The organism is Streptomyces sp. NPDC002206 (genome assembly GCF_053593595.1).
The window spans coordinates 83,932-99,201 of the sequence record NZ_JBSFCW010000022.1; the positions used below are offsets into that span (position 1 = coordinate 83,932).

A 15,270-nucleotide genomic window follows, 5' to 3' on the forward strand; every position below is an offset into this window, starting at 1 on the left:
GGACAGGAACGCTCGGCAGCCGATTCCGGCCAACAGATCCCGGCCGTACGCTTGATCCATGACCCAGGGCTGGAACACGAGCGACATCCCCGACCAGAGCGGCCGTACGGCCGTGGTCACCGGAGCCAACAGCGGCATCGGACTCGTCACGGCACGGGAGCTGGCGCGCCGCGGCGCGCGGGTACTGCTGGCGTGCCGTGACGAGAGCCGCGGCAAGGAGGCCGAGTCGCGCATCCGGGCTGCCGTGCCGGACGCTCGGGTGGAGTTCGCACCCCTGGATCTGGCCGATCTGTCCTCCGTACGGGAGTTCGCCGCGGCGTTCCCGTCCGACCGGCTGGACCTGCTGATCAACAACGCGGGTGTGATGGCCCTGCCGCACGGGAGGACGGCCGACGGCTTCGAGACCCAGTTCGGCGTCAACCACCTCGGGCATTTCGCTCTGGCCGGCCTGCTCCTGCCCAAGCTGCTCGACACCCCCGGTGCCCGGGTGGTGAGCGTGTCCAGCGCGATGCACGCCGCGTCCAACATCGACATCGGCGATCTCAACAGCGAGCGCAACTACCGCCGTTGGATCGCGTACGGCCGCTCGAAGACCGCGAACCTGCTCTTCGTCCACGAGCTGGCGCGCCGGCTCGCGGCGTCCGGCTCCGACATCGTGGCCGCCGCCGCACACCCCGGCTACGCGGCGACCAATCTGCAGACCGCGGGCGTACGGATGGAGAACCGCAAGGCGGCGGAACGGGTCTTCGAACTGGGCAATCGGCTCGTCGCCCAGCCCGCGTCGTCCGGTGCGCTGCCGACGCTGTACGCGGCCACTGCGCCCGGCGTGCGCCCCGACTCGTTCACCGGCCCGAAGCTGCTGGGCTGGCGGGGTGCGCCCGCCCCGTCCTGGCGGGCGCGCTGGACGCTGAACGACGTGGCGGGCGAGCGGCTGTGGGTGGCGTCCGAGCAGCTCACGGGGGTGACCTGGCCGGGCCTCAAGTCCTGACCGGGCCCCGGGCGAACGCTGCGGCTCGGCCCTGGACGCCTCAGCCCTGGCTCTGAACTGCGGCCGGGTCCATCCACACGACCTCCCAGATGTGGTGGTCGGGGTCCTGGAAGGACCGGCCGTACATGAACCCGTGATCCATGGGCTCGTTGGCGGGCGATCCCCCGGAGGCGAGCGCCGTATCAGCCAGCTCGTCGACCTCCTCGCGGCTCTCGGCACTGAGCGCGATGATCGCCTCGGTGCTCTTCGAGGCATCGGCGATCTCCTTCTTGGTGAACTCCTTGAAGCGCGGCTCGGTGATGAGCATGGCGAAGATGGTGTCGCTGATGACCAGGCACGCGGTGGTCTCGTCGGAGAACTGCGGGTTGAACGAGAAGCCGAGCTTGCCGAAGAAGCCCTTGGTCCTCTCCAAGTCCTTGACCGGCAGGTTCACGAAGATCATCTGGGTCATGTCCGTCTCTTCCCCTCGGCGACGCTCCGTGTGAGCGCGGTCGAAGGTTAGACGGCGGGTCGGTGCGGAACTCATCGCGACGGGCGACGAAATCATCCGGAGCGGCCCGACCCACCCATTGAGCGGAGTGTTCCCACCCGCCGAGCCGTCCGCCCCCACCTGTCATGAGAGCGCGAGCGGTGCGCCTCCCCTGAGGAGCGAGCCGCCCAGCGGGGTGAGCGTGTGCAGGACCGAGCTGCCGTGCCGCAGGGTGCGTACGAGCCCCGCCTCGCGCAGCACGCACGCATGCTGACTGGCTGAGGCGAGGGACACCCCGGCCCGGCGGGCGAGCTCGCTGGTCGTGCAGCCCGTGCCGATGGCCTGGAGGACCGCCGACCGGGTGTTGCCCAGCAGCCTGCCGAGCCAGGGGCCCGGGCCCGGCTCGGCGAAGACCGGGGCGGCGGAGTGGGTGACCGGGTACACGAGGACGGGTGTGAGCTTCGAGTTGCGGTAGACGACCGGGGTGGAGCGGCAGAAGAACGACGGCTGGAGCAGTAACCCCCGCCCGTCCAGGTGCAGTTCACGGTCGACGGGATAGTCCGTCTCCAGCACCGGGGCCCGCCAGCGGATCATGGACGGGAGGGAGGCGAGGAGTTCGTCGGCGCCGCCGTCGAGGAGGGCGCGGCCGCGGACGGCCCGGTCGGCCTCGATGCTGGCCTGGATGTGCGGCCAGTACGGCTCGACGGCGGCGCGGTGGTAGCCGCGCAGGGTGGTGATGAGCCGCCCGAGAGGTTCGGTCCGCCCTTCGGAGAGCGCGTCCAGTCGGACAGGCGGCACCGGCCGGCCGTCCCCCGGCCGGCCGCCCGCGGGCCGTACGCCACCGGACCGCACCCCGCGCCCGGAGCCGTGCCCGCCGCCGTGCCGCCCGCCCAGCGACAACGGCCGTCCGGGCTCGCGGCGGTCGGCGCGCAGCAGGCCCAGTTCGGCGTGGAGCCGCTCGGGCGGGGTGTCGCGCAGCGCCTCCATTCCGGCATCGAAGCCGTGCGGCTCACTGCCATCCCGGGAGGGCGTCAGAAAGTCCGGGAAATAGCCGCGGGGTGGCACGAGGGCTGCCAGCAGGCGTGTCTCACCATTCAGCCGGGGCCGGGTTTCCGTACGCCATTTCCCGAACACCGTGGAAGCGCGCCGGTCCCTCAGCCGGTGAAAACTCAGAATGGTTTCCCACAATGCGTCCGGCCGTGTGGCCATCCGCACCTTGGAAAGGTCCATCCCGGACACATGGATACGCAGCACCGAACCCCCATCTGTTGCATCCGCAATTTCCCCCGCTCAAGGGTATGCGCACCGTCACAGGACGTCACCACGGGGTTTCGGCCAGAGGTGAAACGTCTCGCCGAACCCCACTGCCACCGGAAAAGCTGTACGACGTCGGGCACGAACCTGAGCCGACCGTAAGAGCGAGTGAAGGCCGTGGGGGGTTTTGCTCGTTCGGCGGCGGTCGGCGAACGGTGCGGCTCCGTGTCCGACGGGGGTAAGCCGGGTGCGGCCCATGGGTGGGGATCCACGGGCCGCACCCCGGTCCGTTCACCGCCTACATCTTTGCGTATTGAACGATGCAATGGACCGATGAGTGAACGGCGAACACCGAAAGCGCTTGCGCCTTTTTTCTTTGCGCGAGGCCGGGTGCCCCATTCGCCCACGGCCACTCACGACCGACCGTTTCCGCACACCGTCCGGCCTACCGAACCCGGCACCCGCCCTGGCGGCTGCCGGACATGACGAAGCGGCGGCACCCCCGCACAGGGTGTACGGCTGACTTCCTGAGCTGGGAAGTCAGCCGTCTCTCATACAGAGCTGCTATCGCTCCGCCGTCCGTCCCGCCTTCCCAGTCGGCCGCGAAGGCCTTGGGCGGGCCAGGTCAGCGGCCCCGCTCCCGAAAGGCCATGTCACCTGAATGGCGCAACATGATGTGCCACCCATATGGGCGAAGATCAAGCTGGGTAGTGCCCCAACCGAGGCAATCCGTGAAAGGGAAACCAAATGCGCATTCGACGAATCCTCGCCGCCGTCATCGCCACGGCAGCCCTCGCCGGACTCGGCCTCACAGGCGCCGCCACCGCCACCGCCGCCACTGCACAGGGTGCCCCATCCTACGTCACCCCTTCTGAGTGCAAGCAGGGCGGCGGAATGCCCGCGATCAATGAGGCGGGCAACCTCTGCAAGGGCGGTACGCACGACGGGGAGCAGGTCGACTAAACCCCACAAGGCGCCCCGCAGCCACGCGCCGCGGGGCGCTCCCGCGCGAGCGTAGCCGGGAGAGTCGCAGGGACTGTGCCGACCCGTCGGACACGCCCTGGACGCCACCCGATCCCGGCCTCAGTCCGAGGCCGGTCGACGCGTGGCAAGTCGAGGGAGTCCACGCAGCAACAAGGTTCCGCCCGAACGCGAGGGCGACGCTTCCGGGCGCATCGTGGGGCATGTGTGGGGCACGGAGCGGCGCACTGCGGGAACGGTCAGCTCAGCGCGGAGTGATCGCGCGGTCTGTAAATCTGCCGGCTTCGCCTTACCAGGTTCGAATCCTGGCGCCGCCACACGGGCCGCTTGTCATGCGGTCCGGCGATCGGAGCGTTGCCTCACGCTGGGGCACCCCGTCTCGACCTGTGCGGACGGGCCGCGGACGGAACCCAGCCGCACCACGAAGGGCACAACGAGGGCACAACGGCTTCCGGCAGGCTCAACGACAACCAACGCCGGCAAACGCCATTTGGCCTGGTCAACGAATTGGCTTGACAGTCTTCGCAGATGATGCGCGGAAGGGCGGCACCCCCGCACAGGGTGCCGCCGCTTCCGGGTTGTCCGGGGCTGTCGTCGAGTCGGTGAGGGTCCGGGTGAGCCGGCGACAGCCCTGGAGTCCGGGGTGGATTCAGGTCAGCGGCTGTCGCTGCCCTTCGACTCCGCGGCAGCCCTGCCCGCCTCCAGACGCGCGACCGGGATCCGGAACGGCGAGCAGGAGACGTAGTCGAGGCCCACCTCGTGGAAGAAGTGCACCGACTCCGGGTCCCCGCCGTGCTCGCCGCAGACGCCGAGCTTGAGGTCCGGGCGGGTGGCCCGGCCGGCCGCGACCGCGCTGCGGACCAGGGAGCCCACACCGTCCTTGTCGATCGTCTCGAACGGCGACACCCCGAAGATGCCCTTCTCCAGGTACGCGGTGAAGAACGAGGCCTCCACGTCGTCCCGGGAGAAGCCCCACACCGTCTGGGTCAGGTCGTTCGTGCCGAAGGAGAAGAACTGTGCGGCCTCGGCGATCTGACCGGCGGTCAGCGCGGCGCGCGGCAGCTCGATCATCGTGCCGATGGTCAGCTTCAGCGCGGTGCCGGTGGCCGCCTCGACCTCGGCGATGACCTGGTCGGCCTCCTCGCGGACGATCTCCAGCTCCTGGACCGTGCCGACCAGCGGAATCATGATCTCGGCGCGCGGGTCGCCCTTGGCGTTCTTGCGGTGCGCGGCCGCCTCCGCGATCGCCCGGACCTGCATCGCGAACAGGCCGGGGATGACCAGACCGAGCCGCACGCCGCGCAGACCGAGCATCGGGTTCTGCTCGTGCAGCTTGTGCACGGCCTGCAGAAGACGCAGGTCGTTCTCGTTGGCGTCCTTGCGGGACTCGGCGAGCGCGACGCGTACCGACAGCTCGGTGATGTCCGGCAGGAACTCGTGCAGCGGCGGGTCGAGCAGCCGTACGGTGACGGGCAGTCCGTCCATCGACTCGAACAGCTCGATGAAGTCGGCCTTCTGCAGCGGAAGCAGCTCGGCCAGCGCGGTCTCGCGCTCCTCGTCCGTGTCCGCGAGGATCAGCTTCTCGACCATCTCGCGGCGCTCGCCGAGGAACATGTGCTCGGTGCGGCACAGGCCGATGCCCTGGGCGCCGAAGCGGCGGGCCCGCAGCGCGTCCTCGGCGTTGTCGGCGTTGGCCCTCACCCGCAGCCTGCGGACCCGGTCGGCGTACGCCATGATCCGGTGCACGGCGGCGACCAGTTCGTCGGCGTCGTCGGCGCCCGCGTGCATCCGGCCCTCGAAGTACTCGACGACCGGGGACGGGACGACGGGGACCTCACCGAGGTACACCTTGCCGGTGGAGCCGTCCACGGAGACGATGTCGCCCTCCTCGACGACGGTCCCGCCGACGGTCAGCCGACGCCGCTTGGTGTCGACCTCGATCTCCTCGGCGCCGCAGACACACGTCTTGCCCATGCCGCGGGCGACGACGGCGGCATGCGAGGTCTTGCCGCCGCGGGAGGTCAGGATGCCCTCGGCCGCGATCATGCCGTCGAGGTCGTCGGGGTTGGTCTCCCGGCGGATCAGGATGACCTTCTCGCCGGAGCGGGACCACTTGACGGCGGTGTACGAGTCGAAGACCGCCTTGCCGACCGCGGCGCCCGGCGACGCGGCGATGCCACGGCCGAGCAGCTGCGTCTTGGCGTCCTCGTCGAAGCGCGGAAACATCAGCTGCGCCAGCTGCGCCCCGGTCACCCGCTGCAGCGCCTCGGCCTCGTCGATGAGCCCCTGGTCGACCAGCTGTGTGGCGATCCGGAAGGCGGCACCGGCGGTGCGCTTGCCGACCCGGGTCTGGAGCATCCACAGCTGGCCGCGCTCGATGGTGAACTCGATGTCGCACAGGTCCTTGTAGTGCGTCTCGAGCGTCTTCATGATCTGCATCAGCTGGTCGTACGACTTCTTGTCGATCGACTCGAGCTCGGCGAGCGGGACGGTGTTGCGGATACCGGCGACGACGTCCTCGCCCTGCGCGTTCTGCAGGTAGTCGCCGTACACGCCGGCGTGGCCGCTGGCCGGGTCGCGGGTGAACGCGACCCCCGTACCGGAGTCCGGGCCGAGGTTGCCGAAGACCATGGAACAGACGTTGACGGCCGTGCCGAGGTCGCCGGGGATGCGCTCCTGGCGGCGGTAGAGCTTGGCCCGGTCGGTGTTCCACGAGTCGAAGACGGCCTTTATGGCCAGGTCCATCTGCTCGCGCGGGTCCTGCGGGAAGTCGCGTCCGGCGTCCCGCGTGACAATCTTCTTGAACTGCTTGACCAGCTTCTTCAGGTCGGCTGCGTCGAGATCCACGTCGACGGTGACGCCCTTGGCCTGCTTCGCGGCCTCCAGCGCCTCCTCGAAGAGGTCGCCGTCGACGCCGAGGACGGTCTTGCCGAACATCTGGATGAGGCGGCGGTACGAGTCCCACGCGAACCGCTCGTCGCCGGCCTGGGCGGCCAGTCCGACGACGGACGCGTCGGAGAGGCCGATGTTGAGAACCGTGTCCATCATGCCGGGCATCGAGAACTTCGCGCCGGAGCGGACGGAGACCAGCAGCGGGTCGTCGGCCTGGCCGAGCTTCTTGCCCATCCGCTTCTCGAGGGCGTCGAGGTGCGCACTGACCTCGTCGCGAAGCGCCCTCGGCTCCTCGCCGCTGTCGAGGTAGACCTTGCACGCCTCGGTGGTGATGGTGAAGCCCGGAGGGACGGGCAGCCCGAGGTTGGTCATCTCGGCGAGGTTGGCGCCCTTCCCGCCGAGCAGGTCCTTCAGATCCTTGTTGCCCTCGGTGAAGTCATAAACGAACTTCTGACCCTGGAGCTCCGGGGTGGATACGTGGGGATCTTTGTTTTCCGACACGGGTCTCGACTCCTCGAGGACGCGGGTGGCTGCCCTGACGGCCAGGAACATACCCAGATCGAAGGTGCCTGGGTACGTCCACTTGCGCGTCATACGGCCTTAACCACTCGTCCGCCAGCAGATCGAAAGTTGCGTACGGTTCCGCCTCCCGGACACGGTCATTCGACTCTTGAACTCATAATTACTCAAAGCGTTCGAGATGGCAGAGATTCGCCACGCTACGTAGTGGATGCGTCGATCGATCAAAGTAAAGTCGAGTGGCACCGAGTGCCATCATTTGAGAAATGCAGTCCCCAAAATCCCGCTCATCTGAGCAATGGTGACCTCAGGGGTGGCGAGAATCACGCCGCACCAGGCGCTCAGATGTCATCATCCGGACACCCCAAGAGCTACGTACGGTCACATGGCGACCACACAGGGCGAGTGAAAGGGGGACGGGGCGCCTCGATCGCCTGACTCGGCACCCCGCACCGCCCTGTTCGCCTCCAACTCGCACCCGATCTGCGCTCAGATGAGCAGTTGTGAGGCAAGGGCACCCGGTGCCTGATGCCGGAGATGCGAAAGGGCCCCGCGGGGGTGGAGTGACACCCTCCGCAGGGCCCTGTCCGAACCGGAGCCGCCGCCTCAGCCGCCCGACGTGTCGAGCTCCGCCTCCGCGCTCACGCCCGAGCAGTCGTAGGGGTCCTTCAGCCAGCCGTCCGGCAGCACCACACGGTTGTTGCCCGAGGTGCGCCCGCGCGGCCCGTCGGCCCCGTCCGGCCACCCCTGGTCCAGGTCGAGCTCGTGCAGCTGCGCGCCCAGCTCGTCCAGCGACGAGGTGACCGCGAGCTTCTTGCGCATCTCGGAGCCGACCGAGAAGCCCTTGAGATACCAGGCCACGTGCTTACGGAAGTCGATCACGCCACGGGTCTCGTCGCCGATCCACTCCCCCAGCAGCGTCGCGTGCCGCAGCATGACGGTGGCGACTTCCCGCAGCGTCGGCGCCTGCCGCGTCTGCGTACCTTCGAAGGCACTCACCAGGTCGCCGAAGAGCCACGGGCGCCCCAGGCAGCCGCGGCCCACGACCACGCCGTCACAGCCGGTCTCGCGCATCATCCGGCGGGCGTCGTCCGCGCACCAGATGTCGCCGTTGCCGAGGACGGGGATCTCCGGGACGTGCTCCTTGAGGCGGGCGATCGCGTCCCAGTCGGCGGTACCGCCGTAGTGCTGAGCGGCGGTCCTGCCGTGCAGCGCGACGGCCGTGACGCCCTCCTCCACCGCTATCCGGCCCGCGTCGAGGTAGGTGAGGTGGTCGTCGTTGATGCCCTTGCGCATCTTGATGGTGACCGGCAGGTCGCCCGCATGGGAGACCGCCTGGTTCAGGATCGCGCGCAGCAGGGGCCGCTTGAACGGGAGCGCCGAGCCACCGCCCTTGCGGGTCACCTTGGGGACCGGGCAGCCGAAGTTCAGGTCGATGTGGTCGGCGAGGTTCTCGTCGACGATCATGCGGACGGCCTTGCCGACCGTGACCGGGTCCACTCCGTACAGCTGGATCGAGCGCGGGGTCTCGCTCGCGTCGAAGTGGATGAGCTGCATGGTCTTCTCGTTGCGCTCGACCAGTGCCCGCGTCGTGATCATCTCGCTGACGAACAGCCCCTTGCCGCCGGAGAACTCCCGGCACAGGGTGCGGAACGGCGCGTTGGTGATGCCGGCCATGGGTGCGAGCACCACCGGCGGCTGCACGGTGTGCGGGCCGATCCGGAGCAGCGGGAGCGAGGGGGCGAGCGTGGTCATTGCTCCATTGTCGCGTACGGCGGAAGCAGCTTCGGCAGGCACCGCGGTACGGGCGACGGGCGCCGCGGTCCGTACCGGCGATGGCGCCGGACAGACGTACCGGGGGCACCGGTCGGGGCCTCTCGGCGGCGACAGTCGTTAGTTAACCGTACTATCTATGTATGCCTGAGCTCACCCACCGCCGACGGCAGTTGGTTCTGGCGATCTGCTGCATGAGTCTGCTGATCGTCAGTCTCGACAACACCGTCCTCAATGTCGCTCTGCCCTCCATGCAGCGGGAGCTGCACGCGACCGTCGCCGGCATGCAGTGGACGATCGACGCCTACACCCTCGTCCTCGCCTCGCTGCTGATGCTGGCGGGCTCCACCGCCGACCGGATCGGACGGGCGAAGGTCTTCAAGATCGGACTCGTGCTCTTCACCCTCGGCTCGGTGCTCTGCTCCGTCGCGCCGAACCTGGAGTCGCTGGTCGCGTTCCGGATGGTGCAGGCCGTCGGCGGCTCGATGCTCAACCCCGTCGCGATGTCGATCATCACCAACACCTTCACAGACCCGCGCGAACGCGCCCGCGCCATCGGTGTGTGGGGCGGTGTCGTCGGCATCTCCATGGCGGCGGGACCGGTGGTCGGCGGCCTGCTGGTGGACTCGGTCGGCTGGCGGTCGATCTTCTGGATCAATCTGCCGGTCGGTCTCGCCGCGCTGCTGCTCACCTGGCGGTACGTCCCCGAGTCCCGCGCCCCGAAGCCGCGCCGCCCCGACCCCGTGGGACAGCTGCTGGTGATCACACTGCTCGGTGCACTGACCTACGCGATCATCGAGGCGCCCTCGGCCGGCTGGGTCTCGCCGCGGATCCTGGGCTTCGCGGCGCTCGCCGCGTGCGCCCTGATCGGGCTCCTGCTGTACGAGCCCAGGCGTGCCGAGCCCCTCATCGACCTGCGGTTCTTCCGCAGCGCCCCGTTCAGCGGCGCCACCGCCATCGCGATCTGCGCCTTCGCCGCCCTGAGCGGCTTTCTCTTCCTGAACACGCTGTATCTGCAGAACGTGCGGGGTCTGAGCGCGCTGCACGCCGGTCTGTACATGCTGCCGATGGCCGCTCTCACCTTCGTCTGCGCCCCGCTGTCGGGGCGGCTCGTCGGTAGCCGGGGGCCGCGGCTCTCGCTGCTTGTGGCGGGTGCGGCCATGACGGCGTGCGGGCTGATGTTCGCGGCGTTCGACGCGGAGACGCAGAACGTGCTGCTGTTCACCGGCTATGTGCTGTTCGGTCTCGGCTTCGGCATGGTGAACGCGCCGATCACCAACACCGCCGTCTCCGGGATGCCGCGCTCTCAGGCGGGCGTGGCGGCGGCGGTCGCCTCGACCAGCCGGCAGATCGGCGGCACGCTGGGCGTCGCCGTGATCGGCGCGGTGCTGGCGGCGGGCGTGGCGGGTAGCGGTTCCCCTCGTGGCGCCGGGTATGCCACCGCCTTCCTGGATGCGAGCAAGCCCGCCTGGTGGATCATCACCGGCTGCGGTCTGGCCGTCCTGCTGGTGGGGGCGCTGACCAGTGGGCAGTGGGCCCGCGAGACGGCGCGGCGCACCGCCGGACGGCTGGAGGCCCCGGCCGAGGCCGGGTCCGGGTCCGGGGCCGGGGCCGGATACGAAGGTCAGGCTTCGGCGAGCGCCAAGGCGTGAAGGCGCTCGAGCCGCTCCCGGGACTCCTCGTCGGCGGGGACGTACGTCACCATGCGCGGACCGGTCGACGGGCCGAGCCAGAGGTCGGTGTGGTCCAGGCGGACCAGTCCGACCCGGGCGTTGCGGAAGAGCTTGGTCCGGCCGCCGGGGCCGACGACCTCGTGGCGCGCCCAGATCTCCCGGAATTCCGGTGAGGCCGTCTCCAGCCGCTTGAGCAGGGCCTTCCAGGCGGGCTCGGCGAGATGCTCGGCCATCGAGGCGCGGAACTTGGCGGCCATCACCCGGTTCATCTCAGGGAGGTCGACGACGGACGCGCGCCAGTTCTCGTCGGTGTACGACAGCAGCATGCAGTTGCGGTTCTCGGGGGCGACGGCGTCCAGGTCGCAGAGCAGCCGCCCGTAGGTCCTGTTGTAGGCGAGGATGTCGTACCGGCTGTTCTGCACACAGGCCGGGATCGGGTCCAGCTGCCACAGCAGCTCGCGCAGCGCCGGGGTGACGCTCGGGCACTCCGTGCCCGGGGCGGGGTCGACGGCGCCCGCCAGGGAGAAGAGATGGGTGCGCTCGCTCCGGTCGAGCAGCAGGGCGCGGGCCAGGGCGTCCAGGACCTGGGGCGAGACCTGGATGTCACGTGCCTGTTCGAGCCAGGTGTACCAGGTGACGCCGACGGCGGAGAGCTGGGCGACCTCCTCGCGGCGCAGCCCGGGGGTGCGCCTGCGGCGGCCGCGCGGCAGACCCACCTGCTCGGGGGTGATGCGCTCGCGCCGGCTGCGCAGGAAGTCCGCGAGTTCATGCCGCCGGACCTCGGTCTCCGGCAGCTCGGCCGAACCGGCCGGCCCGGGACCGTGGGGCATCTGCTGCGCTTCGGTCACCATCGTCGTCATGCTCCCAGAGTGCCGAATGCCCCGGTCCTGTGCCAGGTGCCGTTTGTACCAGGATAAAGACACTCTGGTACCAGGCTGCGATTCGGGCGATCGTCGATGCCGTGAGTGAATCCACCGTACGGACGCAGACATCCGCCCTCACCACTCGTGTGGTGCGGCACGACCATCCCACCCCGGTACTCGGCACACTTGGACTGTTCACCGTGCTGATCGGTGCGGCCCTGCCGCTCATCGACTTCTTCATCGTCAATGTCGCCCTGCCGACGATCGACAAGGACCTGGCCGCGGGCCCCGCACTGCTCGAACTGGTCGTCGCGGGCTACGGACTCGCGTACGCCGTCCTGCTCGTCCTCGGCGGCCGGCTCGGCGACATGGCCGGGCGGCGCCGGCTCTTCCTCACCGGCATGGCGGCCTTCGCACTCACCTCACTGGCCTGCGGGCTCGCCCCGGATGCCTGGACGCTCGTCGGGGCACGGGTGGCGCAGGGCGCCTCGGCGGCGCTGATGCTGCCGCAGGTGCTCGCCACCATCCAGGCCGCCACCTCCGGACACCGGCGGGCGCGTGCGATGAGCCTCTATGGGGCGACGGCCGGGCTCTCGATGGTCGCCGGCCAGATCCTCGGCGGCGTACTGGTCGCCGCCGCTCCGCTGTCGTCGGTGTTCGGCGAGAGCGCGGGCTGGCGGTCGGTCTTCCTGGTGAACGTGCCGGTGGCAGCGGTGGGGCTGGTCCTGGCCGCCCGTGCGGTGCCGGAGACACGCTCGGACCGGCCCGCGCCCATCGACGTACCTGGGACGCTGCTGCTCGCCGTTTCGCTGGTGACGCTGCTGGCGCCACTGACGGAGGGACGGGCCGCGGGCTGGCCGGTGTGGACCTGGATCTCCCTCGCGCTGTTCCCGATCGCCGCGGCCGCCTTCTACCGGGTCGAACAGCGGGCCGACCGGCGCGGACAGATCCCGCTGATCCCGCCGAGCCTGCTGCGGCTGGACTCGCTGCGGCGCGGTCTGGCGCTGGTGCTGCCGTTCTCGCTCGGCTTCGGCGGCTTCATGTTCGTCATCGCGGTGGCGCTGCAGCAGGGCCTGAAGCTGGGTCCGGCCGCTGCCGGGCTGGCGTTGGCGCCGATGGCGGTGGCCTTCTTCGCGGCCTCGCTGGCCGGTCCGCGGCTGGTACGGCGGTTCGGCAGCCGGGTTGTGACGGCGGGCGGGCTGATCCAGGGCGCGGGCGTGACGGTGCTCGCGCTCACTGTGTGGCTCGGCTGGCCCGCCCTGGGGCTCCCGGCCCTGCTGCCGGGCGTCGCGATCGCCGGTCTCGGCCAGGGGCTGCAACTGCCGGTCCTGTTCCGCATCGTGCTCTCCGACGTGCCGGCCGAGCGTGCCGGGGTGGGCGGCGGAGTGATGACGACGACGCAGCAGGCCGCGCTGGCACTGGGTGTGGCAACGCTCGGCACGCTGTTCCTCGCCCTGGTCCCCGGATCGGGCATGCGGGACGCGCTGATCGTGGCGCTGCTGGTGCAGTTGGCGGCGGTGGCGCTGACGACGCTGCTGAGCCTGCGGCTGCCGCGCGTGGTGGCATGAGTGCGGGGGACGGACGCGGCATGGTTCAGGTACGGCCGTGGGCCCGGATCACTCGATGTGATCCGGACCCACGGTCGTACGGGTGATGAGAAGGCGTCAGCCCTGGGCCTGCCGGCCCTGCTCCGAGGAGTCGTCCGCCTGTGCGGACTCGGCGGACTGCGCGCGCTCACGCATCTTGCGCAGCAGCTCCTGCTTCTGGTCGGCCGCCGTCTTGCGGTCGGCGTCGCGCGCGGTGCCCGCGCCCTGCTGTTCGGCGCGGGACAGCTTCTTGCGCTGTCCGCCGACGCCGAGAAGGTTGTTGCGGCTCTTGGCCACGGGGTTCTCCCATTCGTGGTGAGTCGTGAGGTCGTGGGCGACCTGGGATCGATCCGATGGGCGGCGGGCGGAGAGATTCCGGGGGCCCGCCGCGCTCTCACTCGTAGATCTGGAAGAACGAAGACATACGGGAACCGTACCCCGACCGCACCGGGCCCAGCACCAGCTTTTCGGGCCGCCCGGGTGAAGCGTCACAACAATGGACTGACAGATATTGAAATCTGTCATCCCCCATGCCACAGTTGTGTACGGCCCGCCCCCTTTCCCCACGGGAGTCCTTCATGACCACCACCCGCACGCTCGGCGCCACCGGCCCGCAGGTCTCCGCACTGGGCCTCGGCTGCATGGGCATGTCAGCGCTGTACGGCGAGAGCGACCGCGCCGAGTCGATCGCCACCATCCACGCCGCGCTCGACGCGGGCATCACCCTGCTGGACACCGGCGACTTCTACGGCATGGGTCACAACGAACTGCTGATCAACGAGGCGCTGCGCACCGCCCCCGGCGCCACTCGCGAGCAGGCGCTGACCAGCGTGAAGTTCGGCGCGCTGCGCACGGTCGAAGGCGCCTTCACGGGGTACGACGGCCACCCTGCCGCCGTGAAGAACTTCGCCGCGTATTCGCTCCAGCGGCTCGGCACCGACCACATCGACATCTACCGGATCGCCCGTGTCGATCCCGATGTGCCGGTCGAGGAGACCATCGGTGCCATTGCCGAGCTGGTCGAGGCCGGCCATGTCCGCCACATCGGCCTGTCAGAGGTCGGCGCGGACACGATCCGCCGAGCGGCGTCGGTGGCCCCGATCTCCGATCTGCAGATCGAGTACTCGCTGATCTCCCGGTCCGTCGAGGACGCGATCCTGCCGGTCTGCCGCGAGCTGGGCATCGGCGTCACGGCATACGGGGTGCTGTCGCGCGGCCTGATCAGCGGGCACTTCAGCCGTGACCGCGAGCTGGCTCCCGGGGACTTCCGCGCCATGAGCCCCCGCTTCCAGGGCGGAAACCTTCAGCACAACCTCGACCTGGTCGACGCCCTGCGCAAGATCGCCGAGCAGAAGGGTGTCTCGGTCGCCCAGATCGCCATCGCCTGGGTGCTCGGCCGGGGTACGGACATCGTGCCGCTCGTCGGCGCCCGCCGCCGCGACCGGCTCACCGAGGCTCTCGGTGCCCTGGATGTCACGCTGGACGCCGCCGACCTCGCCGCGATCGAGGAGGCTGTCCCGGCAGGTGCGGCCGCCGGTGCGCGCTACCCGGAGAACCAGATGGCCCACCTGGACAGCGAGCGCTGAGCTCCGGGTACGGTCGTCGGGGTGCGGCCCCCGCCGGGCAGCTCCCCGACCGGCGCCCTCCGAAAGGCAGCACAGACACCATGCCGTCAGCCGACCCACTGACCCCCGAGCGCATTCTCGAGGCCACCGAGGACGTGCTGCGCCGCTACGGCCCCGCCAAGGCGACGGTGGTCGACGTGGCCCGCGCGCTCGGTGTCAGCCACGGCAGCGTCTATCGCCACTTCCGTACGAAGTCGGCGCTGCGCGAGGCGGTGACCGCTCGCTGGCTGACCCGGACCGAGGTGGCGCTCACGGAGATCATCAACACGTCGGCGGAGCCCGCTCCGGCGAAGCTGCAGCACTGGCTGACGGCGCTGTTCGAGGCCAAGGCCCACAAGGCCGGTGACGACCCCCAGCTGTTCGCGACCTACATCGTGCTGATCGGCGAGAGCACGGTCGTCGAGGCGCACATCCGAGAACTGGTCGGGCAGCTGCGGGAGATCGTCGAGGAGGGTGTGCGCAGCGGGGAGTTCGCGGTGGACGATCCGGCGGTCGCCGCGCAGGCGGTCTTCGACGCGACGGCGCGCTTCCACGACCCGGCGTACGCAGCCGAGTGGCAGAACCCCGCCATCGGCGCCGAGTTCACCGCCGTCTCGGACCTGCTGCTGCGCGGCCTGCGCGCGTAGCGGCGCTGTACACAGAGCCGG

12 protein-coding genes are annotated in these 15,270 nt (G+C 69.9%); 6 read left to right on the top strand and 6 right to left on the bottom strand.

Translation table 11 applies throughout. From position 1 onward, the window contains the following. Positions 1–58: 58 nt before the first annotated feature. Positions 59–988: an oxidoreductase gene (locus tag ACWCP8_RS29705; RefSeq protein ID WP_451119156.1), complete on the top strand. Its 930-nt coding sequence runs from the start codon at positions 59–61 to the stop codon at positions 986–988. Positions 989–1,028: 40 nt separating this feature from the next. On the opposite strand, the gene ACWCP8_RS29710 is transcribed toward ACWCP8_RS29705, so the two are convergent. Continuing rightward, entirely contained in the window at positions 1,029–1,439 is a 411-nt protein-coding gene (locus tag ACWCP8_RS29710) for a VOC family protein (protein WP_352261996.1), read from the bottom strand. Between the two features lie 162 nt (positions 1,440–1,601). Continuing rightward, the gene (locus ACWCP8_RS29715; RefSeq protein WP_451119159.1) at positions 1,602–2,711 is read right to left on the bottom strand and encodes an ArsR/SmtB family transcription factor; all 1,110 of its coding nucleotides are present in this window, start codon (positions 2,709–2,711) and stop codon (positions 1,602–1,604) included. A 747-nt stretch (positions 2,712–3,458) separates the two neighbouring features. Between ACWCP8_RS29715 and ACWCP8_RS29720 the strand changes: the two genes are divergently transcribed. Continuing rightward, positions 3,459–3,674 (top strand): hypothetical protein, encoded by a 216-nt coding sequence (locus ACWCP8_RS29720; RefSeq protein WP_352261999.1) that lies wholly within the window; start codon positions 3,459–3,461, stop codon positions 3,672–3,674. A gap of 672 nt (positions 3,675–4,346) precedes the next feature. Here the strand turns inward: ACWCP8_RS29720 and ppdK are convergent. Beyond that, entirely contained in the window at positions 4,347–7,085 is a 2,739-nt protein-coding gene (gene ppdK / locus ACWCP8_RS29725; protein WP_451119161.1) for a pyruvate, phosphate dikinase, read from the bottom strand. A gap of 624 nt (positions 7,086–7,709) precedes the next feature. Beyond that, positions 7,710–8,858: a tRNA dihydrouridine synthase DusB gene (gene dusB / locus ACWCP8_RS29730; protein ID WP_451119163.1), complete on the bottom strand. Its 1,149-nt coding sequence runs from the start codon at positions 8,856–8,858 to the stop codon at positions 7,710–7,712. 161 nt (positions 8,859–9,019) lie between these two features. Here dusB and ACWCP8_RS29735 point away from each other — a divergent pair, with 161 nt between their 5' ends. Continuing rightward, entirely contained in the window at positions 9,020–10,528 is a 1,509-nt protein-coding gene (locus ACWCP8_RS29735; protein WP_451119165.1) for an MFS transporter, read from the top strand. On the opposite strand, the gene ACWCP8_RS29740 is transcribed toward ACWCP8_RS29735, so the two are convergent. Then, the gene (locus tag ACWCP8_RS29740) at positions 10,501–11,409 is read right to left on the bottom strand and encodes an MmyB family transcriptional regulator (RefSeq protein ID WP_451119167.1); all 909 of its coding nucleotides are present in this window, start codon (positions 11,407–11,409) and stop codon (positions 10,501–10,503) included. The two genes, ACWCP8_RS29735 and ACWCP8_RS29740, sit on opposite strands and share 28 nt — an antisense overlap. Positions 11,410–11,510: 101 nt before the next feature. On the opposite strand from ACWCP8_RS29740, the gene ACWCP8_RS29745 reads away from it, so the two are divergent. Beyond that, on the top strand, positions 11,511–12,980 hold the full coding sequence (locus ACWCP8_RS29745; RefSeq protein WP_451119169.1) for an MFS transporter: 1,470 nt from the start codon (positions 11,511–11,513) through the stop codon (positions 12,978–12,980). Positions 12,981–13,076: 96 nt separating this feature from the next. Here the strand turns inward: ACWCP8_RS29745 and ACWCP8_RS29750 are convergent, their stop codons facing one another. Further along, positions 13,077–13,295, bottom strand: coding sequence for a DUF6243 family protein (locus ACWCP8_RS29750; RefSeq protein ID WP_352262002.1), 219 nt, complete (start codon positions 13,293–13,295; stop codon positions 13,077–13,079). Positions 13,296–13,576: 281 nt separating this feature from the next. Here ACWCP8_RS29750 and ACWCP8_RS29755 point away from each other — a divergent pair, with 281 nt between their 5' ends. Then, positions 13,577–14,584, top strand: coding sequence for an aldo/keto reductase (locus ACWCP8_RS29755; RefSeq protein WP_451119171.1), 1,008 nt, complete (start codon positions 13,577–13,579; stop codon positions 14,582–14,584). Positions 14,585–14,664: 80 nt separating this feature from the next. After that, positions 14,665–15,249, top strand: coding sequence for a TetR family transcriptional regulator (locus ACWCP8_RS29760; protein ID WP_451119173.1), 585 nt, complete (start codon positions 14,665–14,667; stop codon positions 15,247–15,249). Positions 15,250–15,270: the final 21 nt, after the last annotated feature.

What these genes read in the sequence shown, in the direction of transcription:
- ACWCP8_RS29760 (WP_451119173.1), top strand. Translation starts at nt 14,665, where the DNA reads ATGCCGTCAGCCGACCCACTGACCCCCGAGCGCATTCTCGAGGCCACC.
- ACWCP8_RS29710 (WP_352261996.1), bottom strand. Translation starts at nt 1,439, where the DNA reads ATGACCCAGATGATCTTCGTGAACCTGCCGGTCAAGGACTTGGAGAGG.
- ACWCP8_RS29720 (WP_352261999.1), top strand. Translation starts at nt 3,459, where the DNA reads ATGCGCATTCGACGAATCCTCGCCGCCGTCATCGCCACGGCAGCCCTC.
- ACWCP8_RS29755 (WP_451119171.1), top strand. Translation starts at nt 13,577, where the DNA reads ATGACCACCACCCGCACGCTCGGCGCCACCGGCCCGCAGGTCTCCGCA.
- dusB (WP_451119163.1), bottom strand. Translation starts at nt 8,858, where the DNA reads ATGACCACGCTCGCCCCCTCGCTCCCGCTGCTCCGGATCGGCCCGCAC.
- ACWCP8_RS29705 (WP_451119156.1), top strand. Translation starts at nt 59, where the DNA reads ATGACCCAGGGCTGGAACACGAGCGACATCCCCGACCAGAGCGGCCGT.
- ACWCP8_RS29735 (WP_451119165.1), top strand. Translation starts at nt 9,020, where the DNA reads ATGCCTGAGCTCACCCACCGCCGACGGCAGTTGGTTCTGGCGATCTGC.
- ACWCP8_RS29740 (WP_451119167.1), bottom strand. Translation starts at nt 11,409, where the DNA reads ATGACGACGATGGTGACCGAAGCGCAGCAGATGCCCCACGGTCCCGGG.